The 24,674-nt window shown below is 61.4% G+C and carries 29 protein-coding genes and 1 pseudogene; 14 read left to right on the top strand and 16 right to left on the bottom strand.

All coding sequences use genetic code 11. From position 1 onward, the window contains the following. Positions 1–85 precede the first annotated feature (85 nt). Complete coding sequence (locus tag BMY68_RS13760; RefSeq protein ID WP_085531696.1) at positions 86–853, top strand: DODA-type extradiol aromatic ring-opening family dioxygenase; 768 nt, start codon at positions 86–88, stop codon at positions 851–853. Between the two features lie 113 nt (positions 854–966). Here the strand turns inward: BMY68_RS13760 and BMY68_RS13755 are convergent. Next, positions 967–2,674, bottom strand: a pseudogene (locus BMY68_RS13755) (DEAD/DEAH box helicase). An 85-nt stretch (positions 2,675–2,759) separates the two neighbouring features. On the opposite strand from BMY68_RS13755, the gene BMY68_RS29895 reads away from it, so the two are divergent. Both BMY68_RS29895 and BMY68_RS13745 read left to right on the top strand, forming a co-directional pair. Next, on the top strand, positions 2,760–3,095 hold the full coding sequence (locus BMY68_RS29895; RefSeq protein WP_175510547.1) for a hypothetical protein: 336 nt from the start codon (positions 2,760–2,762) through the stop codon (positions 3,093–3,095). Then, entirely contained in the window at positions 3,061–3,852 is a 792-nt protein-coding gene (locus BMY68_RS13745) for a crotonase/enoyl-CoA hydratase family protein (RefSeq protein WP_009044947.1), read from the top strand. Before BMY68_RS29895 ends, BMY68_RS13745 begins: the two co-directional genes overlap by 35 nt. 77 nt (positions 3,853–3,929) lie before the next feature. On the opposite strand, the gene BMY68_RS13740 is transcribed toward BMY68_RS13745, so the two are convergent. Continuing rightward, on the bottom strand, positions 3,930–4,685 hold the full coding sequence (locus BMY68_RS13740) for a spermidine synthase (protein WP_009044948.1): 756 nt from the start codon (positions 4,683–4,685) through the stop codon (positions 3,930–3,932). Positions 4,686–4,846: 161 nt separating this feature from the next. Between BMY68_RS13740 and BMY68_RS13735 the strand changes: the two genes are divergently transcribed. Next, on the top strand, positions 4,847–6,193 hold the full coding sequence (locus tag BMY68_RS13735) for a class II 3-deoxy-7-phosphoheptulonate synthase (RefSeq protein WP_007931431.1): 1,347 nt from the start codon (positions 4,847–4,849) through the stop codon (positions 6,191–6,193). 46 nt (positions 6,194–6,239) lie between these two features. Here BMY68_RS13735 and BMY68_RS13730 read toward each other — a convergent pair whose 3' ends face one another. Both BMY68_RS13730 and BMY68_RS13725 read right to left on the bottom strand, forming a co-directional pair. Further along, entirely contained in the window at positions 6,240–7,451 is a 1,212-nt protein-coding gene (locus tag BMY68_RS13730) for a winged helix-turn-helix domain-containing protein (RefSeq protein ID WP_085531698.1), read from the bottom strand. Between the two features lie 64 nt (positions 7,452–7,515). Beyond that, entirely contained in the window at positions 7,516–7,737 is a 222-nt protein-coding gene (locus BMY68_RS13725; RefSeq protein ID WP_009044950.1) for a DUF1127 domain-containing protein, read from the bottom strand. A gap of 97 nt (positions 7,738–7,834) precedes the next feature. Here BMY68_RS13725 and BMY68_RS13720 point away from each other — a divergent pair, with 97 nt between their 5' ends. Next, entirely contained in the window at positions 7,835–8,689 is an 855-nt protein-coding gene (locus tag BMY68_RS13720; protein ID WP_162136185.1) for a LysR substrate-binding domain-containing protein, read from the top strand. Here the strand turns inward: BMY68_RS13720 and BMY68_RS13715 are convergent. Next, positions 8,679–9,428 carry a sulfite exporter TauE/SafE family protein gene (locus BMY68_RS13715; protein ID WP_009044951.1) on the bottom strand — a complete coding sequence of 250 codons (750 nt, stop codon included), beginning with the start codon at positions 9,426–9,428 and terminating at the stop codon, positions 8,679–8,681. The genes BMY68_RS13720 and BMY68_RS13715 overlap by 11 nt on opposite strands. Positions 9,429–9,535: 107 nt before the next feature. Between BMY68_RS13715 and BMY68_RS13710 the strand changes: the two genes are divergently transcribed. The 4 genes from BMY68_RS13710 (at position 9,536) to BMY68_RS13695 (ending at position 12,790) form a co-directional block, all read left to right on the top strand. Next, entirely contained in the window at positions 9,536–10,486 is a 951-nt protein-coding gene (locus BMY68_RS13710; RefSeq protein WP_062825083.1) for a LysR family transcriptional regulator, read from the top strand. A 75-nt stretch (positions 10,487–10,561) separates the two neighbouring features. Further along, a complete protein-coding gene (locus BMY68_RS13705) occupies positions 10,562–11,023 on the top strand; it encodes a MarR family winged helix-turn-helix transcriptional regulator (RefSeq protein ID WP_085531700.1) in 462 nt (153 codons plus the stop codon). A 280-nt stretch (positions 11,024–11,303) separates the two neighbouring features. After that, positions 11,304–11,723 carry an organic hydroperoxide resistance protein gene (locus BMY68_RS13700; RefSeq protein WP_009044954.1) on the top strand — a complete coding sequence of 140 codons (420 nt, stop codon included), beginning with the start codon at positions 11,304–11,306 and terminating at the stop codon, positions 11,721–11,723. A 41-nt stretch (positions 11,724–11,764) separates the two neighbouring features. Next, entirely contained in the window at positions 11,765–12,790 is a 1,026-nt protein-coding gene (locus BMY68_RS13695) for an alpha/beta hydrolase (RefSeq protein WP_085531702.1), read from the top strand. Positions 12,791–12,871: 81 nt separating this feature from the next. Here BMY68_RS13695 and BMY68_RS13690 read toward each other — a convergent pair whose 3' ends face one another. Further along, entirely contained in the window at positions 12,872–13,444 is a 573-nt protein-coding gene (locus BMY68_RS13690) for an elongation factor P (protein ID WP_007931398.1), read from the bottom strand. 48 nt (positions 13,445–13,492) lie between these two features. After that, complete coding sequence (gene earP / locus BMY68_RS13685) at positions 13,493–14,626, bottom strand: elongation factor P maturation arginine rhamnosyltransferase EarP (RefSeq protein ID WP_085531704.1); 1,134 nt, start codon at positions 14,624–14,626, stop codon at positions 13,493–13,495. Positions 14,627–14,748: 122 nt separating this feature from the next. On the opposite strand from earP, the gene BMY68_RS13680 reads away from it, so the two are divergent. Together BMY68_RS13680 and BMY68_RS13675 are read left to right on the top strand one after the other, a co-directional pair. After that, positions 14,749–15,144 carry a hypothetical protein gene (locus BMY68_RS13680; RefSeq protein WP_085531706.1) on the top strand — a complete coding sequence of 132 codons (396 nt, stop codon included), beginning with the start codon at positions 14,749–14,751 and terminating at the stop codon, positions 15,142–15,144. A gap of 2 nt (positions 15,145–15,146) precedes the next feature. Beyond that, positions 15,147–15,629 carry a GreA/GreB family elongation factor gene (locus BMY68_RS13675; protein WP_062825078.1) on the top strand — a complete coding sequence of 161 codons (483 nt, stop codon included), beginning with the start codon at positions 15,147–15,149 and terminating at the stop codon, positions 15,627–15,629. Between the two features lie 7 nt (positions 15,630–15,636). Here the strand turns inward: BMY68_RS13675 and cysB are convergent, their stop codons facing one another. The 5 genes from cysB to BMY68_RS13650 all read right to left on the bottom strand — a co-directional run bounded on the left by cysB (position 15,637) and on the right by BMY68_RS13650 (position 19,589). Continuing rightward, positions 15,637–16,611, bottom strand: coding sequence for an HTH-type transcriptional regulator CysB (cysB, locus tag BMY68_RS13670; protein ID WP_007931387.1), 975 nt, complete (start codon positions 16,609–16,611; stop codon positions 15,637–15,639). Between the two features lie 112 nt (positions 16,612–16,723). Continuing rightward, positions 16,724–17,224: a universal stress protein gene (locus BMY68_RS13665; RefSeq protein WP_007931386.1), complete on the bottom strand. Its 501-nt coding sequence runs from the start codon at positions 17,222–17,224 to the stop codon at positions 16,724–16,726. A 93-nt stretch (positions 17,225–17,317) separates the two neighbouring features. Then, positions 17,318–18,223: a 5'-nucleotidase gene (locus BMY68_RS13660; RefSeq protein WP_007931385.1), complete on the bottom strand. Its 906-nt coding sequence runs from the start codon at positions 18,221–18,223 to the stop codon at positions 17,318–17,320. Positions 18,224–18,246: 23 nt separating this feature from the next. After that, positions 18,247–19,203 (bottom strand): putative 2-dehydropantoate 2-reductase, encoded by a 957-nt coding sequence (locus tag BMY68_RS13655; RefSeq protein WP_085531708.1) that lies wholly within the window; start codon positions 19,201–19,203, stop codon positions 18,247–18,249. Further along, a complete protein-coding gene (locus BMY68_RS13650; RefSeq protein WP_085531710.1) occupies positions 19,203–19,589 on the bottom strand; it encodes a thioredoxin family protein in 387 nt (128 codons plus the stop codon). The genes BMY68_RS13655 and BMY68_RS13650 overlap by 1 nt, the downstream gene beginning before the upstream one ends. Here BMY68_RS13650 and BMY68_RS13645 point away from each other — a divergent pair. Both BMY68_RS13645 and BMY68_RS13640 read left to right on the top strand, forming a co-directional pair. After that, positions 19,588–20,031: a pilus assembly protein PilZ gene (locus BMY68_RS13645; protein WP_009044962.1), complete on the top strand. Its 444-nt coding sequence runs from the start codon at positions 19,588–19,590 to the stop codon at positions 20,029–20,031. The genes BMY68_RS13650 and BMY68_RS13645 overlap by 2 nt on opposite strands. A gap of 131 nt (positions 20,032–20,162) precedes the next feature. Next, positions 20,163–21,239, top strand: a complete 1,077-nt coding sequence (locus BMY68_RS13640) for a 3-deoxy-7-phosphoheptulonate synthase (RefSeq protein ID WP_009044963.1) — start codon at positions 20,163–20,165, stop codon at positions 21,237–21,239. Positions 21,240–21,300: 61 nt separating this feature from the next. Here BMY68_RS13640 and BMY68_RS13635 read toward each other — a convergent pair whose 3' ends face one another. Beyond that, positions 21,301–21,582, bottom strand: coding sequence for a GNAT family N-acetyltransferase (locus BMY68_RS13635; RefSeq protein WP_007931380.1), 282 nt, complete (start codon positions 21,580–21,582; stop codon positions 21,301–21,303). Between the two features lie 673 nt (positions 21,583–22,255). Between BMY68_RS13635 and oprI the strand changes: the two genes are divergently transcribed. Then, positions 22,256–22,507, top strand: coding sequence for an outer membrane lipoprotei OprI (oprI, locus tag BMY68_RS13630; protein ID WP_003448337.1), 252 nt, complete (start codon positions 22,256–22,258; stop codon positions 22,505–22,507). 126 nt (positions 22,508–22,633) lie between these two features. Here the strand turns inward: oprI and BMY68_RS13625 are convergent, their stop codons facing one another. The 3 genes from BMY68_RS13625 to BMY68_RS13615 all read right to left on the bottom strand — a co-directional run bounded on the left by BMY68_RS13625 (position 22,634) and on the right by BMY68_RS13615 (position 24,673). Then, a complete protein-coding gene (locus tag BMY68_RS13625) occupies positions 22,634–23,602 on the bottom strand; it encodes a L,D-transpeptidase family protein (protein ID WP_009044964.1) in 969 nt (322 codons plus the stop codon). A gap of 115 nt (positions 23,603–23,717) precedes the next feature. Beyond that, positions 23,718–24,011, bottom strand: a complete 294-nt coding sequence (locus BMY68_RS13620) for a hypothetical protein (RefSeq protein ID WP_007931378.1) — start codon at positions 24,009–24,011, stop codon at positions 23,718–23,720. A gap of 56 nt (positions 24,012–24,067) precedes the next feature. Next, a complete protein-coding gene (locus BMY68_RS13615) occupies positions 24,068–24,673 on the bottom strand; it encodes an arylesterase (protein WP_009044965.1) in 606 nt (201 codons plus the stop codon). Position 24,674: the final 1 nt, after the last annotated feature.

The following is a 24,674-nucleotide window of genomic DNA, read 5'->3' as shown; positions in this document are numbered from 1 at the left end:
TCGATCAAAAACCACAAAAACTTATATTAGATTTAGATCAATGTCTGATTGAAGATGGTGCATCTTAACGCTCAGGACCTTATTCATGCTCCCTAGCCTGTTCATCTCCCACGGATCACCGATGCTCGCCCTGGAACCCGGCGCCAGCGGCCCGGCCCTCGCCCGCCTGGCCGCCGAGCTGCCGCGCCCCAAGGCCATAGTGGTGGTGTCGGCCCACTGGGAAAGCCAGGACCTGCGGGTCAGCAGCAACCCGCAACCGCAAACCTGGCATGACTTCGGCGGCTTTCCCGCCGCGCTGTTCGCCGTGCAATACCCCGCCCCCGGCCAGCCTGAGCTGGCGGAACAGGTGGCGCAGCTGCTCAGGGCCGACGGCCTGCCGGCGCAGCTCGACGACCAGCGCCCGTTCGACCATGGGGTCTGGGTGCCGCTGTCGCTGATGTACCCACAGGCGGATATTCCGGTGGTTCAGGTTTCCCTGCCCAGTCGCCTTGGACCAGCCCTGCAGACCCAGGTCGGCCATGCCCTGTCCAGCCTGCGGCAACAAGGGGTGCTATTGATCGGCTCGGGCAGCATTACCCACAACCTGCGCGAACTGGATTGGCACGCCGGCCCGGAAAGCATCGAGCCCTGGGCCAAGGCGTTCCGCGACTGGATGATCGAGAAGCTCGCCGCCAACGACGAAGCCGCGCTGCACGACTACCGTCGCCAGGCACCGAATGCCGTGCGCAGCCACCCCAGCGATGAACACCTGCTGCCGCTGTACTTCGCCAGAAGCGCCGGTGGCGACTTCAGCATCGCCCATCAAGGCTTCACCATGGGCGCGCTGGGCATGGATATCTATCGCTTCGGCTGATGCCACTGCCGGGCCTGGCGCATCACGATGCGACAACTGATCCAACCCCCAGGCAAAAAAAATCCCCGCACCAGGCGGGGATTTTTTCGTTCAACCAATCAGCTCAGCACTGATCAGTCTTCGCGATAGCGACGCAGCTTCAACTGCTTGCCGGCCACGCGAGTGTCCTTCAGCTTGGTCAGCAGACGCTCCAGACCGTCCTCCGGCAGCTCGACCAGGCTGAAGCTGTCACGCACCTGGATGCGACCGATGGCTTCGCGGGCCAGGCCGCCTTCATTGAGGATGGCGCCCAGCAGGTTCTTGGCCGCGATACCGTCACGCGCGCCCAGCGCGGTACGGCAACGGGCACGACCTTCAGCCAGAGGCATCGGCGCGCGACGCTCACGCTCACCGCGATCAGGACGATCGCCGGAGCGCTCAGGACGGTCGCCACGTGGCGCGCTGTTCGGCACCAGTGGGCGTTCCTTCTCGATAGCTGCCAGGTTCAGCGCCTGACCGTTGGTGGCCTTGCGCAGCAGGGCAGCGGCCAGGGCACGCGGGCTGCAACCGATATCGGCGGTCAGGCGATCGAGCAGATCACCGTGGGTCGATTCAGCGTCAGCGACCAGCGGCGACAGGCTGTTGGTCAGCTTCTTGATGCGCGCGTCGAGAACGGCTTGAGCGTCCGGCAGGCGAACCTCGGCAACCTTCTGACCGGTTACACGCTCGATCACTTGCAGCATGCGGCGCTCGCGTGGAGTCACCAGCAGCAGCGCACGACCTTCGCGACCGGCACGGCCGGTACGGCCGATACGGTGCACGTAGGATTCCGGGTCGTACGGCATGTCCACGTTGAATACGTGGGTGATGCGCGGTACGTCCAGGCCACGGGCAGCAACGTCGGTCGCCACAACGATGTCCAGGCGGCCATCCTTGAGGGAGTCGATCACACGCTCACGCTGGTTCTGGGCGATGTCGCCGTTCAGCGCAGCGGCCTTGTAGCCTTTGGCTTCCAGGGCACTGGCCAGGTCCAGGGTCGCTTGCTTGGTGCGCACGAACATGATCAGGGCGTCGAAATCTTCCACTTCCAGCAGGCTGAGAACGGCAGAAGTCTTCTGGTCAGCGTGAACCAACAGGTGAGCCTGTTCGATCGCGGTAACGGTCTGGGTCTTGCTCTGGATCTTGACGTGTTTCGGGTCCTTCAGGTGACGCTCGGCGATCGCGCGGATCGACTGCGGCAGGGTGGCCGAGAACAGTACGGTCTGACGGGTTTCCGGCATGGCCTTGAAGATGACTTCCAGGTCATCCATGAAGCCCAGTTTCAGCATTTCGTCGGCTTCGTCGAGAACCAGGTGGTTCACGGTAGCCAGGACTTTTTCGTCGCGACGCAGGTGGTCGCACAGACGGCCCGGAGTGGCGACAACGATCTGTGCGCCATTACGGATTGCTTTCAGTTGTGGGCCCATCGGCGCGCCGCCGTAGACAGCCACAACAGTTACGCCCGGCATTTGCTTGGCGTAGGTTTCGAAAGCGGTTGCAACTTGCAGCGCCAACTCACGGGTTGGGGCCAGGATCAGAGCTTGCGGCTCGCGCTTGGACGGATCAATGCGGTGCAGGATAGGCAGGGCGAACGCGGCGGTCTTACCGGTACCGGTTTGCGCCTGACCAATCATATCGTGACCGGCGAGGATGATCGGGATCGACTGCTGCTGAATGGCCGAAGGCTCTTCATAGCCGGTAGCGACTACTGCAGCGACAATATTGGGATGAAGTTCAAGAGCGGCGAAGCCGCCGATTTCCTGGGTCATGGGTCTGCCTCTAAGTGCATCCGCAAAGACCCATGCTCCAAAGCTGCGCATGCCGTGTAAGACTCAAGAGTCACCCTGGCAGCTTTGTCGGCGGGGATTTGCGAAAACGATTGAAAGAAATGAACGTCAAGGATAGTCCGCGCAGCGGACAAGCAGCCGAAGCTGACTTCGGGGAATTGCATCACCTAAACGAGGCCCGGTTAAAGGCCGGCGCGCACTATACCGGAATTACTCAAAAAAGGGAGTTTTTTTTATCGGAAAAACCCGCTGAATGCCTAGTTGTCACAGGCTTTGCGGATAATCCGGCAAAGGTCTATTTTGCACAGGCCCACGCCTGTCGGGGGATGACGCTTAAACGGTTCATCTTGCCGGCCGATACCGTCGGTCCGAGACACTCTTTACCGTCCGAGGAAATGCCCCATGAGCCAGCCCAGTTGCAGTCGCGTCAGCCGTGAACAGCGTGGTCATCTCTTCCTCATCGGCCTGGACCGGGTCGCCAAGCGCAATGCCTTCGACCTGCAGCTGCTCGATCAACTCAGCCTGGCCTACGGCGAGTTCGAGGCCAGCAGCGAGGCCCGGGTCGCCGTGGTGTTCGGCCATGGCGAGCACTTCACCGCGGGGCTGGACCTGGCCAACGTCGGGGCGAAGCTCGCCGAAGGCTGGCAGGCGCCGGCCGGCGGTTGCGATCCCTGGGGTGTCTTCGCCGGGCCACGGGTCAGCAAACCGGTGATAGTCGCGGTACAGGGCTACTGCCTGACCATAGGCATCGAGCTGATGCTGGCGGCGGATATCAACCTGTGCGCCAGCAATACCCGCTTCGCCCAGCTGGAAGTGCAACGCGGCATCTTTCCCTTTGGCGGCGCCACCCTGCGCCTGCATCAGATCGCCGGCTGGGGCAATGCCATGCGCTGGTTGCTCACCGGCGACGAATTCGACGCCCATGAAGCCCTGCGCCTGGGGCTGGTGCAGGAGGTGATGGCCAGCGAAGACCTGCTGCCCCGCGCCCTGGCCCTTGCCGAACGGATCGCCTGTCAGGCGCCGCTGGGGGTTCAGGCGACCCTGATGTCGGCCCGACAAGCCCGGCTCGAAGGAGAAAGCGCGGCAGCGCAGGGGCTGCCGCCGCTGGTGAAGGCGCTGTTGAACAGCGAGGACGCCAAGGAGGGTGTGCGAGCGATGGTCGAGAAGCGCCCGGGGGTGTTCAAGGGATGTTGAGCGGTCTGAACCCGTGGTGAATGCGAGGCCCTATCGCAGGCAAGCCTCGCGCCTACAGATACGCTCGACCAGCCGACTCAGGTCGCCGGCCGGATGCACTTGATCAACGGCTGCAACGAATAGCCCAGGCGTGGCGCCAGCGCCTCGGCCCGGGCGCTCAGGCCGTCCATGTCCAGCCCCTGCTCCAGGTCGGACGGCACGATCAGAATCACGTTGCCCTCCTTCACCGGCAGCTCCCAGTAATGCCGGTGGTAAAGCCCGCGCAGCAAGGCTGCACCGAGTGGCTTGCCATCGTCGGTGGCCCACTGGTTGATCACCAGCCAGCCGCCCGGGTTGAGGCGCTTCTGGCAGTTTTCCAGGAAACCCCAGGCCAGGTGCCCGACGCCCGGCCCGACATCGGTGTACAGGTCGACGAAAATCAGGTCCGCCGACTCGGCGCTGTCCAGCAGTTCGAGCGCATCGCCGACCCGGATATACAGACGCGGATCGTCATCCAGCCCCAGGTACTCGATAGCCAGGCGCGGCACGTCGGGGCGCAACTCGATGGCCTCGACATCGTCCAGCGGCAGGAACTTGAGGCAGGCCTGAGTCAGGGTGCCGGCGCCCAGGCCGAGAAACAGCGCGCTCTCGGGCTGCTCATGGCACAGCGCGCCGATCAGCATGGCGCGGGTGTAGTCGTACTCCAGCCAGCTCGGGTCGGCGGTAAACACGCAGCTCTGCTCGATGGCATCGCCAAATTCGAGGAAGCGGTAATCCGCCACTTCCAGTACCCGAATCATGCCGAACTCATCGTGCACTTCGGCGAGCAGGCGCTCGACGCGCTCCTCAGTCATCTCTTCTCCTAGCCGCGACGGGGCTCAACCTCGCCGTCGCGATAAACCGGCCGCTCGGCGCCGAGCGGGAAAGGCGCGATTGTCCGCGAACCGGCGGGAACAGGTCACGCACTAATTGCTGATAACATGCCTGTCCGACCTTAAAAACACCCGAGTCCGTGATGAGCCAACCCTGGAGCCCTGACAGCTGGCGCGCCCTGCCGATCCAGCAACAACCCGTCTACCCCGACGCCGCACACCTGTTGCAGGTCGAGCAGACCCTGGCCAGCTACCCGCCACTGGTGTTTGCCGGCGAAGCCCGGGAGTTGCGCCGCCAGTTTGCCGAAGTGACCCAGGGCCGTGCCTTTCTGCTGCAGGGCGGCGATTGCGCCGAGAGCTTCGCCGAGTTCTCGGCGGCGAAGATCCGCGACACCTTCAAGGTCCTGCTGCAGATGGCGATCGTCATGACTTTCGCCGCCGGTTGCCCGGTGGTTAAGGTCGGGCGCATGGCCGGCCAGTTCGCCAAGCCGCGCTCGGCCAATGACGAAACCATCAATGGCGTGACCCTGCCGGCCTACCGCGGCGATATCGTCAACGGCATCGGTTTCGATGCGAAAAGCCGGGTGCCGGACCCGGACCGCCTGCTGCAGTCCTATCACCAGGCCACCGCCACCCTGAACCTGCTGCGCGCCTTTGCCCAGGGCGGTTTTGCCGACCTGCACCAGGTGCACAAATGGAACCTGGACTTCATCGCCAACTCCGCCCTGGCCGAGAAGTACAGCCAACTGGCCGACCGCATCGACGAAACCCTGGCCTTCATGCGCGCCTGCGGCATGGACAGCTCGCCGCAACTGCGCGAGACCAGCTTCTTCACCGCCCACGAGGCACTGCTGCTGAACTATGAGGAGGCCTTCGTCCGTCGCGACAGCCTGACCAACGACTATTACGACTGCTCGGCGCACATGCTGTGGATCGGCGATCGCACCCGCCAGCTCGACGGCGCCCACGTCGAATTCCTGCGCGGGGTGAATAACCCGATCGGGGTCAAGGTGGGCCCGAGCATGAACACCGAGGAGCTGATCCGCCTGATCGACATCCTCAACCCGGACAACGATCCGGGCCGCCTGAACCTGATCGTGCGCATGGGTGTGAACAAGGTCGGCGACCACCTGCCGCAGCTGATCCGCGCGGTGGAAGGCGAAGGCAAGAAGGTGCTGTGGAGTTCCGACCCGATGCATGGCAACACCATCAAGGCCAGCAGCGGTTACAAGACCCGCGATTTCGCGCAGATCCTCAATGAGGTGAAGCAGTTCTTCCAGGTCCACGAAGCCGAGGGCAGTTATGCCGGCGGTATCCACATCGAGATGACCGGGCAGAACGTCACCGAGTGCATCGGTGGCGCGCGGCCGATTACCGAAGATGCTTTGTCGGATCGCTACCACACCCATTGCGACCCACGGATGAACGCCGATCAGTCGCTGGAGCTGGCGTTCCTGATTGCCGAGACCTTGAAACAGGTCAAGCGTTGAACTCCTAGCATTGATCATCCAGGGGAAACTGGATGATCGATGCTGGTCAAAGAAACACGCGCAAGCGCTGAGCGCTGGCCCTCGGGCAATTGAGCTGGACGTCGGCCAGCCCCAGCCAGTCGGCCATGCTCCGCAAGCTGCTCGCCAGTGCCTGCATCCCCTGCTCGTCCAACCCCTGATCCTCCTCATGCACGGCATGCACCGCCAGGCGCCCCTGCGCCCTTTCTGCCCGCAGGTCGACCCGCGCGGCGATCCGTTCGTGGTGCAGAAACGGCAGCACGTAATAGCCGTACACCCGTTTGTGCTGCGGGGTGTAGATCTCCAGGCGATAGCGGAAATCGAACAGGCGCTCGGTACGACTGCGTTCCCAGATCAGCGAATCGAAGGGAGACAGCAAGGCGCTGGCCGGCACGCTGCGCGGCACCTTGGCCTCTGGCAGGCAATACGCCGCTTGCTTCCAGCCCGCCACCTCGCAGGCCAGCAGTTCGCCGCCTTCCAGCAATTCCGCCAGGCGCGCCCGGCTGTCTGCCGGCTCCAGGCGAAAGTAGTCGCGCAGATCCTTCTCGGTGGCCACGCCCAGGGCGCTAGCGGCATGCAGCAGCAAACCGCGCTGGGCGTCGGCCTCGCTGAGCGGCGAATGCTGCAGGATGCTCGAAGGGATCACCCGCTCCGGCAAGTCGTACAAGCGCTCGAACCCACGCCGGCCAGCGACCGTCACCTCACCGGTGGCGAACAGCCATTCCAGCGCATGCTTCTCCGCACTCCAGTCCCACCAGGGGCCGGCGCGTTCCTCGCGGGTCGACAGGCTGCCCGCCCCGAGGGCGCCCTGCTCCTCGACCGCGGCCAGCACCCGGCGGATAGTCGCCTGCTGCTCCTGGCCAAAACGCGCCAACTGCTGGTAGATCCCCTGCCCCTGGCTGGCCCGCTGCATGCGCCAGCGCATCAGCGGGTACAGCGACAGCGGCAGCAACGAGGCTTCGTGGCCCCAGTATTCGAACAGCGTGCGTTGCCGGCCCTGGCTCCAGGCAGCCTGGTCCAGCAGTTGCGCGGGATAGTCGCCAAGACGGGAAAACAGCGGCAGGTAGTGCGAGCGCACCAGGGCGTTGACCGAATCGATCTGCAGGATGCCCAGGCGCGCGATCAGGCGATTGAGCTGTGCGGGCCTGATCGTCGCAGGCGCTGGCCGCCCGGAAAAACCCTGGGCGGCCAGCGCCAGACGCCGAGCCTGCTTAAGGGAAAAGGACAGTTCTGCGGGCATGGCAATCTCCTTGTCTGCCCGCAAACTACCTCAGTGAGAAGTGGCTTGTGTAGCGCTTTGACATTCACTTGTGCATCGGATCGTCCCAGAACGGCCGCACGGTCTCCCGCTCCACATCCGCGCGACTGAGGCCGATATCCTTCAGCGCCTCATCACTCATGCCCGCCAGCATATTGCGTTCACGATGCAGCTCATGCCAGCGGACAATCCTCTGCAGCAAATGCCGCAAGGAAACACCATGCCATGCCAACCTGTGAGCCAATACAAAACCTTTTTGACCTTTCATCGTCTTGCCCTCCAGTGGGGATGGCTCAAGTCTCCACCCAGGGCTAAGATCAATCCAACGAATGTTTCTTATGCAATACATCTCGGAGTTTGATGAATTGTCCAGCTACCCAAGCATTGATACCGAGGTCCTGCGCACCTTCGTCGCCATCGCCGACCAGGGCGGTTTCACCAAGGCCGGGGAGCAGGTCAATCGCACCCAGTCCGCGGTGAGCATGCAGATGAAGCGGCTCGAGGAAGACGTGCTGCAGCGCCAATTGTTCCAGCGTGAGGGCCGGCAAGTACGCCTGACCGCCGAAGGCCAGGTGCTGCTGGGTTACGCACGGCGCATCCTGAAACTGCACAGCGAGGTGTTCAACACCCTGCGCGAGCCGCACATGGTCGGCACCGTGCGCATCGGTACGCCGGACGATTACGTGATGCGTTTTCTGCCGGGGATCCTGTCGCGCTTTGCCCAGGCCTACCCCTTGATCCAGATCGAGGTGCATTGCGAGTCGTCCAAGCAACTGCTGCTGCGCCAGGATCTGGACCTGTCTATCGTCACCCGCGAGCCGGGCAGCGAAATCGGCCAGTTGCTGCGCAAGGAGCGTTTCGTCTGGGCCGAGGCCCAGGGGTTCTGCCCCCACGAACAGACGCCGCTGCCCCTGGCGATGTTCAACAGCGATTGCTTCTGCAGGCAGTGGGCCTGCAATGCGCTGGACGCCGCCGGTCGCGACTATCGCATCGCCTATAACAGCTCCAGCCTGTCGGCACTGATGGCCGTGGTCAGCGCCGGCCTGGCGATCACCGCGCAGCTGGAAAGCCTGATCACCCCGGACATGCGCATTCTGGGCGCCGCCGAAGATCTGCCCCTGCTGCCCGAGGCCAGCATCATGCTGGTGCGCAACCTCAACACGCCTTCGCCCATCACCGAATGCCTGGCCGAGCACATAGTCGAAGGCTTCAAACTTTAAAGGCGAGCATCACCGCGCAGATCACCAGGAAGCCGCAGAACAGCCCGCGCAGCATTCGCTCGGGCAGCGCGTGGGCGATTTTCACCCCCCAACTGATGCTCAGCAGCCCACCCGCCGCCAGCGGCAGGCCGATCATCCAGTCCACCTCCTGATGCACCCCGTAGGTCACCAGGGTCACCCCGGTGCTGGGCAGGGCCAGGGCCAGCGACAGCCCTTGGGCGACCACCTGTGTGGTGCCGAACACGCTGGTCAGCACCGGGGTGGCAACCACCGCGCCGCCGACGCCGAACAACCCGCCCATGGCCCCGGAAGCCGCACCCAGCACACCGAGCCACGGCCAGGGATAGCGCATCTGCGCCGAAGCCGGGGCATTGGCCAGGAACATGCGCAACAGGTTGTAGGCCGACAAGGCCACCAGGAACGCAACGAAGCCAACCCGCATGACCTGGGCATCGATGCCCACCGCCCAGATCGAACCGAGCCAGGCAAAACAGAAGCCCATCAAGGCCAATGGCAGCGCATGCCGTGCCTCGATCCGGTTGCGCTGGTGATAACGCCACAGCGCGAGCATCACGTTCGGCACCACCATCACCAACGCCGTGCCTTGGGCGATCTGCTGGTCCAGCCCGAACAGCACACCCAGCACCGGAATCGCAATCAGCCCTCCACCGATCCCGAACAAGCCGCCCACCGTGCCCAGCGCCGCGCCCAATACCACATACATCGCTAAATCGATCACCGCCGCTCTCCTCACTCAAGCCTTGCATGCTACGCAGTCGGCTCTGGTGCGGAAACGCACAGCAACGCACAATGGCTTTGCCAAATTCGCACAAGCAAATACCCACCATGAACCCCAACGTCCTCACCGACCAGCTCGGCCTGTTCCTCGATGTGCTGGAAGCCGGGAGTTTTTCCGCCGCCGCGCGCCGGCATCCCTTGACCCCTTCGGCGGTGGCCCGGCGTATCGACAGCCTGGAAAGCGCGGTCGGCAGCAAGCTGTTCATGCGCACCACCCACGCGGTGGTGGCGACAGCGGCTGGCCAGGCCTTTGCCGAACGCGCCCGGCGCATCGTCGCCGAACTGCAACTGGCCCGGGCGGAAGCCGTGTCCTTGAGCCACGCGCCGGAAGGCCTGATCCGCATCGACGCTCCCGCGGCGTTCGGCCGGCGACACCTGGCGCCAGCGATCGCCGATTTCCTGATGCTCTATCCGGGGCTGGATGTGCAGTTGCACCTGATCGACAGCTTCGTCGACATGCAGGGCTCGCACCTGGGCAAGGTCGATCTGGTGCTGCGCGCCGGGCAAAGAGTCGATACCCGCATGGTGGCAACCTCACTGGCGAGCATCGTGCGCATCGCCTGCGCCAGCCCGGCCTACCTCAAGCTGCGCGGCACCCCGGTGCATCCCGCCGAACTGAGCCAGCACGACGGCCTGGACTGGGACGGCCTGGCCCCACTGTTCGCCTGGCGCTTCGAACTGGACGGGCAGTTGCAGACTCATCGCCCACAACGCATCCGCATGAGCGCCAACAATGCCGAGGCCCTGCTATCCGGAGCCCTGGCCGGGCTGGGCATTGCCCACCTGCCAACCTGGCTGGCCAGCGAATACCTGCTGCGTGGGGAACTGTTGCCGCTGTTCTGCGAAACCGGCCTGCCCAAACCGGAAAGCGCCGGTATCTACGCCTTGCGCCTGGAACAGCACACCAACGCTCGCAGCCGCCTGTTGCTGGAATACCTGAAGACTCGCTTCAGTCCGATTCCGCCCTGGGATCTGGCCCTGCAGAGCGCCATGGGCTGAGCGCTCGTGAGAATTATCTGGCGCATTAAAGATTCGCCCGCTAGATTCAGGGCGAGTATCGATCAAGGCCCGACCATGAACACCAAAGGCTCCACCCCGGAAAAATGCGACGATCTGCTGCTGAATAACCAGTTGTGTTTCGCCCTTCACTCGACTTCGTTGCTGATGACCAAAGTCTATAAACCACTGCTGCAGGAGCTGGGCCTGACGTATCCCCAGTACCTGGCAATGATGGTGCTCTGGGAGCAGGACGGCCTGACCGTCGGCGAGATCAGCAGCCGCCTGCTGACCGATCCCGGTTCATTGACGCCCTTGCTCAAGCGCCTGGAAGCCGAGGGATTGCTGAGCCGGACCCGCAGCCGCGAAGACGAACGAGTGGTGATCATCGAGCTGACCGAGCAAGGCCGGGCCCTGTATGACCGGGCGCGAGGCATTCCCCAATGCATCCTCGGCTCCAGCGGCCTGACCCTGGAGCAGCTGCGCAAACTGCAGGCCGACCTGCTGAACCTGCGCGGCCATCTGCAAGACAGCCTTTAACGGCGCGCTCGCGAGCACGCCCTGCCCTTCTGCAGGAGCGCTTGCTCGCGATTCTCTCTGTTTCGATGTCGCTAACAGCGTATCGACGAAAAAAATTTCTCGATAAAAATATTATTTAAATCATTCGCTTAGCCAAAAAATATGGACTGCTGGCAAGCATTTTCGAGTTTTTTTCAAAAATTTATATTGCGCACTAAATATTTGAGCGATACATTTACTTCGCACTTACTTAGCGCGCAAATATTTAGCGCAAAAATTCGAAACCCAAGAGGCTCACACCATGCAAACTCTCTATACCGCAGTCGCAACCGCAACCGGTGGCCGTGATGGTCGCGCCGTCTCCAGCGACAACATCCTCGACGTCAAACTCTCCACCCCCAAAGAACTCGGTGGTGCCGGCGGCCAGGCGACCAACCCTGAGCAACTCTTCGCCGCCGGCTACTCCGCCTGCTTTATCGGCGCCCTGAAATTCGTCGCCAGCCAAAGCAAGCGCAAGATCCCGGACAACGCTTCGATCACTGCGCACGTCGGCATCGGCCAGATTCCTGGCGGCTTCGGCCTGGATATCGACCTGCATATCAGCCTGCCAGGTCTTGAACAGAGCGACGCGCAGTCCCTGGTCGAAGCGGCTCACCAGGTCTGCCCTTACTCCAACGCCACCCGCGGCAACGTCGACGTACGTCTGCACGTGACTGTCTAACCCAGCTGCGCGCCAGCGCCCGCACCGCCCAGGAGACGAACATGAACACTTTCAGCAAGGTCTTGACCGGCAGCCTTCTCGCCCTGTCCATCAACACGGCGTTCGCCGAAGGCGGGGTCGAAGGCGGGGTCGAACACAACACCCAGGCGTTCCTCGACGCCTTGAACGCCGGCAGCGGCAAGCCGATGGAACAGATGACACCCAAAGAGGCCCGGGCCGTGCTGGTCGGTGCCCAGGCCGGGGTCAAGCTGACGCTGCCCAAGGCGGATATCAGCCAGAAGACCATCGACGTCGACGGCCAGGCCATCAGCCTGACCATCGTCAGGCCGGCCGGGGTGAAAGGCACGTTGCCGGTGTTCATGTTCTTCCACGGCGGCGGCTGGGTGCTGGGAGACTTCCCGACCCACGAACGGCTGGTGCGGGACCTGGTGGTGGGCTCCGGGGCGGCGGCGGTGTTCGTCAATTACACGCCGTCTCCAGAAGCGCATTACCCGGTGGCGATCAATCAGGCTTACGCGGCGACCCAATGGGTGGCCGAGCATGGCCGGGAAATCAACGTCGACGGCAAGCGCCTGGCGGTTGCCGGCAACAGCGTCGGCGGCAACATGGCAGCAGTGGTCAGCCTGATGGCCAAGGACAAGGGCACGCCGGCGATCCGGTTCCAGCTGTTGTTGTGGCCGGTAACCGACGCGAATTTCGAAACGGCGTCATACAACCAGTATGCCGAGGGACACTTCCTCAGCAAAAACATGATGAAGTGGTTCTGGGACAACTACACCACCGATGCCCGGCAGCGTAACGAGATCTACGCCTCGCCGCTGCGCGCCACGAGCGCCCAGCTCAAGGGCCTGCCACCCGCGCTGATCCAGACGGCCGGCGCCGACGTACTGCGCGACGAAGGCGAAGCCTATGCCCGCAAGCTGGACGAAGCCGGCGTGACCGTGACCTCGGTGCGCTACAACGGGATGATCCACGACTACGGCCTGCTCAACGTGGTCAGCCAGGTACCCGCGGTGCGTTCGGCTCTGCTGCAGGCCAGCGAAGAGCTCAAGCAACACCTGAAGTAAGTTTGCCATCCGGACCTTCAACCACAAAAAAGCCCGACTCGATGGTCGGGCTTTTTTGTGGCTAAGGATTCAAGCAGAAGCTTAAACCTTGGCGCGGCCTTTGTAGGAACCGCCTTCGCGAGTATCGATCTCGATCATGTCGCCGATTTCGATGAAGTCAGCAACCGACAGCTCGGTACCGTTCTTCAGTTTGGCAGGCTTCATCACCTTGCCGGAAGTGTCACCGCGAGCGGAACCTTCGGTGTAGTCAACCTGGCGCACGATGGTGGTCGGCAGGTCAACGGAAACCAGACGGTCTTCGAAGAACACGGCTTCGCAAACGTCGGTCATGCCTTCTTCGATGAACGGCAGAACGGCTTCGATGTCTTCAGCGTTCAGCTCGTACATGGTGTAGTCGGTGGTGTCCATGAACGTGTAGGTGTCGCCGCTGATGAACGACAGGGTCGCTTCTTTGCGATCCAGGATCACGTCGTCCAGTTTGTCGTCCGCACCGTAAACGGTTTCGGTCTTGTAACCGGTCAGCAGGTTCTTCAGCTTGGTCTTCATGATCGCGCTGTTACGACCGGACTTGGTGAATTCAGCTTTCTGAACCAGCCAAGGATCGTTGTCGATACGGATCACGGTACCGGGTTTGAGTTCTTTACCAGTTTTCATTGCGAATATCCGAATTTGGATGGGATTTACAAAAATCTAGGCCGCGTATCATATCCAATTTAGGTAAAACTGCACCAGCGCCGCAGCAAGATCGGGCTGCGAGCCCTGTTCCAGACACCACTTTTCGGCGTGAGCAGCCACTTCAGGCCAGTGTTCGAGCAGCTTTTTCCAGCCTTGTGCCATCTCGCCTCCGGCATTCCAGGCCCGCCACAGGTCGATCAGCGCCGCCTTGGCCTCTGGTGACAGCCCCCGCGTATAAAGCTCGAGAAAGGCGTCGAGCTTGTCCAGATGGATGTCTTCGTCCTGTTGATAAATGTGCCAGAGCATCGGCCGGCCGGCCCACTGCGCGCGCACGAACGAGTCCTCGCCGCGTACCGCGTTGAAATCGCAGGACCACAGGAGCTGGTCGTATTCCTCCTGTCGGACGAACGGCAGCACCTGCACCGTCAAGGCCCCACGGACCTGCACCGCACCCGCCGCCAGCGCCTCGACACCCAGCCAGTGTTGTACGTCACCGAGGATCCGCCCCTCGGGAACCAGTAGATGGGTAGCCCGCGAGTCGGCAGCCAGCGCGTGCAGCCAACTGGCCAGGCCGGCGTTCTCATAGGCGAACAGCGACATCAATCGCGCGCCAGGTGCAGCAAATACGCCGAGCCCTTCCAGGAAGCGTTGCCGGGCCAGGGGGTCCTGCTGAAATGCCCTGCGCCGCTCCAGCAATCCAGCCTCACGTAGCAGCCCACCGGTGCCGGCTTGGAACCCAGGGAAAAAGAAGTACTTCTGCACGCCCTTGAACTTCACCGAGGGCAGACCGTGGCAGCCGGTCACCCAGGCCTCGGCGCTGAGGTAATCGAGGTTCAGCCACAAAGGGGTATGTTCACGTTCGGCCATCGCCTCCATATAAGCCGCTGGCAACTGGCAGGCAAAGGCCGCGATCACCACATCGGCAGCCGCCACCGGCGACCACTCGGTTGGCCAGTGACGCACATCGACGCCTTCCTGCCATTGCTGAGGCAAGGCGATATCGATGGGCGGACACAAACGCTCGAAGGCCCGCAGGTCATCCACCCACAGCCGCACCGCGCACTGATGCTCGGCCACCAGTTGCCGGGCCAGCCGCCAGGTCACGCCGATATCGCCGTAGTTGTCGACAACGCTGCAGAAAATATCCCAGGAGGCTTTCATTCCGGGCTCCATTTGGCAAAGGCGCCGATTGTCCGTATAAATGGCCACAGACAGAAGAGCCAACGCCGATAATCTTCGTGCGACAATCGCAGCTTGCCGACACCGCCTGCCAGGAGGCTGCCATGCCCTATCGCCCGACATCCCGTCGATCATTACGTATCAGCGTAAACGCACTTCAACTCAGCGGCAGTATTGCCCTGGGATTGTGGCTGGGTTTTCTGGCGATCGCCCTGACCTGCTGGCTGGCCTGGCGTTTTCTGTTCGACCAGCCATTGGCGCCCGTCGCCCAGGCCGTGCAACAGTTGGCAAAACCGCCCAGTGCGGAATCAGCAGCGCCCAACCGCATGTTCGAGCAGTACCAGGAAAACCTGCGTAAAAACGAACAGCAGCAGGCCCTGGATAATGCGCGCAGCAACCTGCGCAACCAGTCCAACCCGAAATGCCAGTTCTGGTTGCAACAGGACCAGACGGCGCCGAGCGAAAAGAGCCGGGCCAACGTCCTGCAATTCTGCAATTGATCATGAACAAGTCTACGGTCCACCAGCTGATTCTCGACAAACTCCGTGGCGATCTGGAGATCGCCCAGCGTGCGGCGCAGACCGCCTATGAGGCGGCGACTCACGAAGAGAACATTGCCGAAAACAAGTACGACACCCTGGGGCTCGAGGCCTCCTATCTCGCCGCCGGCCAGGCCAGGCGCGTCGAGGAAATCCGGCAGGCGTTGGCGCTCTGCCAGAACCTGACCCTGCGCCCGTACGATGAGCAGGTCGGTATCCAGGTTGGCGCGTTGCTGGGCCTCGAAGACGAAAACGGCCACGAACAATGGCTGTTCCTGGCGCCGGATGGGGCAGGACTGAAGGTAGAGGTGGTGGGGCAACCGGTGACCGTCATCACCCCTCGTTCACCGCTGGGCAAAGGCCTGCTGGGCAAGTTCGAGGGGGATGAACTGGAGATCGTCGTCGCGGGCGCTCGGCAACAGTTCGCTGTCACCGAGGTCAAGTAAGCCCGACTTAGTGGACAGGCAGTTCGACGCCGTCGAACAGCTCTTCGAGCTCCTGCTTGTTGTGGCACTGAATGGCCTTGGCCATCACTTCGCGCGTCAGGTGCGGCGCGAACTTCTCGATGAAGTCGCACATGAAGCCACGCAGGAAAGTGCCACGACGGAACCCGATCTTGGTGATGCTCGACTCGAACAGTTCGCTGGCATCCAGTACCACCAGGTCACTGTCGAGCTTGGTATCGACCGCCATCTTGGCAACGATGCCCACACCCAGGCCCAGGCGTACGTAAGTCTTGATCACGTCGGCGTCGGCGGCGGTGAACACCACCTTCGGCGTCAGGCCGCGATGGCTGAAGGCTTCGTCGAGCTTGGAGCGGCCGGTAAAACCGAACACGTAAGTCACGATCGGGTATTCGGCGAGGGTTTCCAGGGTCAGCTTCGGCAGCTTGGTCAGCGGGTGGCCCTGCGGTACCACTACGCAACGGTTCCAGCGGTAGCATGGCATCATCACCAGATCGCCGAACAGCTCCAGCGCTTCGGTGGCGATGGCGAAGTCGACGGTGCCATCGGCAGCCATTTCGGCGATCTGCATCGGCGAGCCCTGATGCATGTGCAACGCCACATCCGGGTACTGCTTGATAAAGCTGCTGATCACCGGCGGCAAGGCATAACGGGCCTGGGTATGGGTGGTGGCGATCGACAGGGTGCCTTTCTTCTCGTTGGAGAATTCCTGGGCGATCTGCTTGATGCTTTCGACCTTGCGCAGGATCTCGCCAGCGGTGGTGATGATGCGTTCGCCAGCCGGGGTGACGCGAGTCAGGTGCTTGCCGCTGCGAGCGAATACCTCGACCCCCAGCTCGTCCTCGAGCAGGCGGATCTGCTTGCTGATACCCGGTTGCGACGTATAAAGGCTTTGGGCTGTAGCAGAGACGTTGAGGTCGTGGTGCGCCACTTCCCAGATGTAGCGCAATTGTTGAAGCTTCATATGAATCCCTCAAAGCAGGTAGACGCCACGGGCATCAGCGACGGTATATAACTATATTAATGGTTCGAAGAATAAATCTAGAACTTTTCTTAAGAAAATTCCAACAACCGCGTCAGATATCTCCGAGACGCCGACGCTGTACCAAGGGCACCAGGTAAACCGGAACCTTGGCCAGTTGCAGTACCCTGGCTGCCGTCCTGCCCAATGGAGTTTCACCGCCCGCCCCATGGCTGTGACTTCCTACGATCAACAAATCCACAGAGAGTTTCGACGCCTGCTCGAGAATGACGTGCGAGGGGTCCCCCTGAAAGACCCTGACCGACTGAATCAGCGCGAGATCCTGCATACCCTCCCCCAACTCTTCGCGAAAGCTGTCGAGCACCCGTTGCTCGATATTCGCCATCACCGTACTCAGCCCCTGACTGTGAAACTCATTCAGGGCCTGTTCGTCGAGATAACTCTGTAACACCGACTCGGCAAACAGTCCCATGGGCTCCACCGCATGAACCACGTGCAATTCGGCATTGAATGTTCGAGCCAGCTCCAGGGCATGTTGCATCACGTAGGGCGCATACAGACCGAGGTCAGTGGCATACAGCATCGAACGAATCATATGACCTCCTCGACTGCCAATATGGCGGAGATTGATTCAGCTTAGCAGTGCCAAGGCGACTACGACGTCCCGCGCAAGCCCGTGAACATTGAGCTAAACCTTGGTTTCGTTGCTGATACCGTGGGGTACGTGACCGGTGGCGACCACTTCGCGAGCCAGTTCGCAATGACCCGCCTGATCGTCGAAGAACACATCGGCGGCGAAGGCTTCGAGAAAGGCGGCCTTCTCCAGACCGCCCAGGAACAACGATTCGTCCAGGCGGATATCCCATTCGCGCAGGGTGCGGATCACTCGCTCATGGGCCGGTGCCGAACGCGCCGTCACCAGGGCGGTGCGGATCGGACAACCATCGTCGGGGAATTCGCGCTGCAACAGATTGAGCGCGGCGAGGAAGCCTTTGAACGGCCCCCCACGCAACGGCTCGCGGGCGGACTCGCGTTCCTTGGCCTGAAAGGCTTCCAGGCCACCGAGCTGATAGACCCGTTCCGACTCATCAGAAAACAGCACGGCGTCACCGTCGAAAGCGATCCGCAGTTCGGCGCTGGCGGCGCGTCGGGCGCCACCGGAAAGAATGGTCGCCGCGGCGAACCCGGCGTCCAGTGCGCTGCGCACATCTTCGGCGTGGGTGGAAAGAAACAGGTCGCAGCCAAAGGCCGCGAGGTAGGGATAAGGGCTGCGCCCACCAACAAACGCGGCCCGGGAAATATCCAGACCGTAATGCTGAATCGAGTTGAAGACCCGCAGGCCCGTGTCGGCACTGTTACGCGAAACCAGCACCACCTCGACCCGCGCCCGGCCGAGGCTGGCATTGAGGCTCAAGAGCTTTTTCACCAGGGGAAAAGCATCGCCCGGTTCGAGGGATTCCTCCTCGTGATCGATCTGATACTTGCGGTAGGCCTCGACCCCCTCGGCCAGATAGACCTTATGGCTCTCGCTGAGATCGAACAGGGCTCGCGATGAAATCGCCACCACCAGTTTACCGCCCAAGCCCTTTGCCATATCCCCTCCCCTCGATGCTGCGATCAACCGTTATGCCGGTCGATAAAACTCAACGCCTGATACAAGGCTTCCATTTTCGGCAGTGCGCATCCCACCGCCTTGGCCGCGGCCAGTGGCGCGGCATAGATGGCCGACAACTCCAGCGCACGCTTGTGCTGGTAGTCGTGGTACATGCTCGGCCAATAGTCCGGCATGCCTTCGGTCACCTTGAACAAGTGCTCAGCATAGCCGTCCGGCATGCTGTGACCACAGGCCAGGGCGCCTTGCACCACTTCACGCATCAAGGCCTGAATCAGCTCTCGGCTGTCGGCATCGGCCATCAGCGGCGTGGTGCTGGCGTTGAGCAATACCGACAAACCGTTATAGGGCACGTTCCACACCAGTTTCTGCCAGCGCGCCTGCTGCAGGTTAGCCATGGCCTGGGAGCCGATACCGGCCTTGCGGAACAGCGCAGCCCCCTCTTCCACTATCGCCTGGCGCTGCGAGTCGTCCTGCGCTGCCGGGCCACTGTGATAACCCAGGTTCACCGCGCCCAGCGCCTGATGCTCGATCACCCCGGGGCCGGCACGGTGCACGCAGATAAAACACAGGCCGCCCAACAGATGCAGCGAGTCGGGAAGCAGGTCGCGCAGGCCGTCCTCCACATCCAGGCCATTCTGCAGCAACAGCACCTTGGCGCCGGGAGCCGCCGCGCGAAGAATCGCCGGAGCCAGCTCGGCGTTGCTGGTGGTTTTGGCTCCCACCAGCAGCCAATCGCAGGGCGGCATGTCTTCGGCACTGGCATAGGCCTGGACCGGGTTCAGGGTCAGCTCACCATGCACCGCGCTATGCAGTTGCAACCCCCGCTCGGTGACCGCGGCGAACTCGCTGCGCAACAGGAAATGCACATCCAGGCCGGCTCGCACCAGCAGCATCCCGTAGAAACCACCGATCGCTCCGGTACCGATAATGCCGATTCGCGGCGTGTGGACTGCTTCCATCAAGGCAACTCCTCTGGAATTCGGTTCAGCGCCTGTGCCAGTCGCTCGCTGAGCTCGCCGGGTGTCAGGCGCGACTGCAAGGCCCCATAAAACTCACCGTCGCGCACCACGAACAGTGCCGGCAAGTGAAACACCTGATAACGCTCGACCGCGCCGCCATTGTTTCCCGCATCGACCCAGCACAACCGCTCGATCGGCAGATCGAAGCCGGGCAACTGCTGCCTGGCCCAGCGACAGCTGGCGCAGCCGGCGCTGGTGAATATCACCAGCGAAACACCGCTCATCGCCAACAACCGCTGATCGATATCGAAATCAGTCAGCTCCAATTCGACCACTATACTGGGGGAAACAATGTCACATAGCCGACACTCGGAGTCTGCGTTCATGGGACGTTTCATTCCTCATCCTGACGATGTTCCGGTTGAGATGACCTTACGCGAGCACGCATGCATTTCGCGTCAACGGTTGCACACTATCAGCCTCGGCGGCATGGCTTGCAATTATCACCGCGCCTGGCGTTGCGGCACCGCACTGGAAATCTGCATCCCCACTCTGGGTGAAAACGCCCGCTACAACGGCTATGTGGCCTGGTGCCTGCGACGCAAGCATGGCTATCTGGTGGGGATCGCCTTCATCGACGAACAGACCCTGTTCCATGCCCGAATGAGTGAGCAGGTGTGCCAGATCGCCCACTATTGCCACCTGCATGAGCCCCAGGCTGAGCAGCGACAGATCGAAACCCTGGCCCAGCAATGGGTCGAACAGCACGCCGCCGAATTCTCCCATGACCGGGTTCACCAGGCTTTTATGCAGCCAGCGCTGGATTAAACCCGCCTCTGCCCATTGTCGAGCCCCGGTGTAACGCGCTAAGGTTCGGCTCCCCGACGCGCTTAAATCCGCTGTGCACCGCCGCGCGGGGATCGCTGGCGGCCGGCACCCGTGACCTGACGAGTAACACGATGGCTGATTTACCGATCAACGACCTTAACGTCGCCTCCAACGAAACCCTGATCACTCCCGACCAGCTCAAGCGTGACATCCCGCTGAGCGACGCCGCCCTGCGCACCGTGACCAAGGGTCGCGAAGTGATCCGCAATATTCTCGACGGCACCGACCACCGCCTGTTCGTCGTCATCGGCCCGTGCTCGATCCACGACATCAAGGCGGCTCACGAGTATGCCGAGCGCCTGAAAGTCCTGGCCGCCGAAGTCTCCGACACCCTTTATCTGGTGATGCGCGTGTACTTCGAGAAACCACGGACTACCGTTGGCTGGAAAGGCTTGATCAACGACCCGTACCTGGACGACTCGTTCAAGATCCAGGACGGCCTGCACATCGGTCGCCAGTTGCTGCTGGACCTGGCCGAGATGGGCTTGCCGACCGCCACCGAAGCGCTGGACCCGATCTCCCCGCAATACCTGCAGGACCTGATCAGTTGGTCGGCGATTGGTGCGCGTACCACCGAATCCCAGACCCACCGCGAGATGGCTTCCGGCCTGTCCTCGGCGGTAGGTTTCAAGAACGGCACCGACGGCGGCCTGACCGTTGCCATCAACGCCCTGCAATCGGTTTCCAGCCCTCACCGCTTCCTCGGCATCAACCAGGAAGGCGGCGTATCCATCGTCACCACCAAGGGTAATGCCTACGGTCACGTGGTTCTGCGCGGCGGCAATGGCAAGCCGAACTATGATTCGGTCAGCGTCGCCCTCTGCGAGCAGGCGCTGAACAAGGCAAAGATCAAGCCGAACATCATGGTCGACTGCAGTCACGCCAACTCCAACAAGGACCCGGCCTTGCAGCCGCTGGTGATGGAGAACGTGGCCAACCAGATTCTCGAAGGCAACCAGTCGATCATCGGCCTGATGGTCGAAAGCCATCTGAACTGGGGCTGCCAGGCAATTCCCAAGGACCTGGCCGAACTGCAATACGGCGTGTCGATCACCGATGCCTGCATCGATTGGGAAAGCACCGAGAAAACCTTGCGCAGCATGCACGCCAAGCTCAAGGACGTCCTGCCAAAACGGGTTCGTACCTGACCCCGTATCGCAGACACAAAAACGCCGGGCCAAGCCCGGCGTTTTTTTTTGGCGTCCCCGCTCAGAGTTTCGCGGCGTGGCGCTGATGGCGCTCCATATAGCGCTCCACATATGAGCACGACGGAATTACCGTGTAACCCATACGGTCAGCATATTCCAACGCCTGCTCGGTCAGTGCCGCGGCAATACCACGACCACGCAGCGCGTTAGGCACGAACGTCCGATAAATATCCAGGGTCTGCTTACCCAGGTCCATATAGGTCAGGTAGGCACGATGACCGTCCACATTGGTCTCGAATTGATGACCAGCCTGGTCATGGTGGATGGACAACGCCTCGCTCATCACTACTCCTCGCGGGTCTTGGATTCTGACCCCTACCTTACCGATGTTTTTCCGGCGAAGGAACAACTACGCCACCCCGTGCCTGTCTGGACACCGAGGAGAGCTTGCCGCTCTCGCATGACCGAGCACGTTTCAAATAGTAGGCACCATTGGCACCAATGCTCAAGGGCGCTTGTGTTCAAGATACTGGCATCAGGCCAGTTTGCTGTCGATACTTCCCCGGACCTGTTCCCAGCTACATGCAAAACGCTCGATCAAACCGCCTGAGGATCAACAACCTGAACATCGCCGGATGTTGAGATTTAAGACGAGCCCACCCATTTAAAGTCACCTCAACATGGACAAAGATGCGTGAGGCGCCCCACAGATTCTGAACAAAAGTGTAGACGAGTCGATATAGATAGACTTGAGCCTACACTCCGCAAGCGCCGTGCAAAGGGACTCTACGGCAGATTCGGTTAACAAGCGCAACCTCCCAACAGGGTGACAAGGTTGCGTATTTTTTATACAGATCGATAAAAAGTTGCTCGAAAAAGATTCAACGCCTAGAATTTTTTTTGCTTCTTGCGCTACGTCAGTTTACTTACTACAAGTAATGGGTAGTATGTACGCCGGCCATTTCATCACTCGGATGAGATAGCTACTTAATAGAAAGTCCTTGAAGGGGAACACGATGAACAACGTTCTGAAATTCTCTGCTCTGGCTCTGGCCGCAGTTCTGGCTACCGGTTGCAGCAGCGTATCCAAAGAAACCGAAGCTCGTCTGACTGCAACTGAAGACGCAGCAGCTCGTGCCCAGGCTCGTGCAGACGAAGCCTACCGTAAAGCTGATGAAGCTCTGGCTGCTGCTCAAAAAGCACAACAGACTGCTGACGAAGCTAACGAGCGCGCTCTGCGTATGCTGGAAAAAGCTAGCCGCAAGTAATAATCCCTCGGGATTGTTATCGAGCCGACCCATTTATTGGGTCGGCTTTTTTATTGCCCGGATCTTCTTGTGGCAATAAAAAACCCGTCGACGCCCGAAAGCATCGACGGGTTGCTGTTCCAGCCGTTACTGCTGCATATCGATAGGCACCGCCGATACCACCGGTGCATTGGTCGGTATGGCGATCTCTACTGGCAAACCATCTTCGGCCGCCACCACGTCGCGCACTACATCCCAATTCATCCGCAGGTTATTGGCCAGGTCTTCACGCTTGAGCAAGGCGTTGATCACCGCGGTGTGCTTGTCCACGACCGACGGATTGCCCTTGTCATCGAGCGGCGTATGAGCTTCCAGATAAACTTTGCCAGCGCTGATACCGAACTTGTACGGATCGTTGAGGATGCGCACCGATGTCCCCACCGGCACCATGCTCGCCATTTCCAGGACGTTGTTGTTGAACATCCGGAAGCAGCCGTGGCTGGTGCGCATGCCGATCCCGAACTTCTTGTTCGAACCGTGGATCAGGTAGCCCGGCGTGCCCAGGGTGAACTTGAATGGTCCCAACGGGTTGTCCGGCCCCGCCGGCACCACGTTTGGCAGCGGGTCACCGTCGGCGGCGTGCTCGGCCTTGATCGAGGCTGGCGGAGTCCAGGTCGGGTTCGGCGTCTTCGCGACAATGCTGGTATGGGCGATCGGCGACCCCCAGCCTTCCCGCCCGATACCCAGGGGGAAGGTGTACACCACGTTCCGCCCTTTCGGGTAGTAGTACAGGCGATATTCAGCCAGGTTGATCACGATGCCTTCACGAGGTCCCGGCGGCAGGATGAAACGCGTCGGCAACACCACTTCGGTGCCCGCACCCGGCAACCAGGGATCCACTCCCGGGTTGGCCGCGACCATCTCGTAATAGCCCAGGTCGTAGGTTGTGCCCAGGTCGGCAAAGGTGTCTTCGTACTTAGCCTTGATCACCTGTACCTGACCGACGATATCTTCGCCCGGTGGAGGTAGAGGCAGTTCCAATGCGGCAACGGGGCCGGCCACACAGAAGGCGGCAAGCGTCAGGCAACGGGTGACGACAGGAAAGCGCGGCAACATCCGGAAAATCCTTCGCATGATCAACGAGTAAAAAAAGTGATTGTACACCCGCCCCCGTGACTGCGGGAGCGACAGCTGCATCAGCAAGGAGGGAGCCGGGCGAGAACTTGCTGCCTTACAGTTCGAAACGCAACTCTGGCCAGATCGGTGGCGTGCCGCGCTTTTGCGATTCGAGGATCGCCCGGCACAACGGACACAGGCGCTGGTCCTGGAAAATGGTCCGGTCGACACTCGACCAGCGCGGTTGCGCGGGCAGCAAGGTGCCGCACAACGTGCGATCGGCAGAGCCGCCCAGCTCCAGCTGACGCGTCACCAGGTGCACCCGGACTTCCTGGCAGGCGAACAGGTCGAGCTGTTCGTCAGGCTCGATCAGTTGGTAGGCAAACAGGGACCAGGCGGGACGCGGCATCGGGGGCTCCAAATCGGGGGCGCCACATTAGCCGAAACACTGCCGGTAGAAAAGCGTCAAAGCAGCGGTTTTAGCGTCGGCCAGACATTTTCCAGCAACTTGCCCTGAGCGGTGACCGCAGGGTGGATGCCATCGGCCTGCATCAGCTCGGGATTGCCGCCGACCCCTTCCAGAAAAAATGGCACCAGCGCTACGTTTTTTTCATTCGCGAGCTTGCTGTACACCTCGGCAAACGCCTGGGTATAACGCACGCCGTAATTGGGTGGCAGCTGCATGCCAAGCAACAGCACCTTGGCACCACTGGCCTTGGAGCTGTCGATCATCGAAGCAAGATTTTGTTGCAATTGCGTGGGCTGTTGCCCACGCAGGCCATCGTTGCCGCCCAACTCGAGAATCACCAGCTCCGGCTTGTGCTCTGCAAGCAGCGCCGGCAGCCGCGCCTGGCCACCTGCGCTGGTGTCTCCACTGATGGAAGCATTGACCACCTTATCGTTGAAACCTTCGCTCTTGAGCCGTTGCTCGAGCAGTGCCACCCACCCCTGCCGGGTATCCAGGCCGAAAGCCGCGCTGATACTATCGCCAACGATCAGGACTGTACCCGCCGCTGCGTTCTGGGCCATGCACATCAAGGCCAGGCCAGCACTCAAAAACCACACACGCATC

Source organism: Pseudomonas sp. NFACC41-3, from assembly GCF_900109505.1.
GTDB classification, from domain to species: domain Bacteria; phylum Pseudomonadota; class Gammaproteobacteria; order Pseudomonadales; family Pseudomonadaceae; genus Aquipseudomonas; species Aquipseudomonas chlororaphis.
The sequence above is the reverse complement of the archived record's forward strand: the minus strand, read 5'-3'. Positions and strand labels throughout refer to the sequence as shown.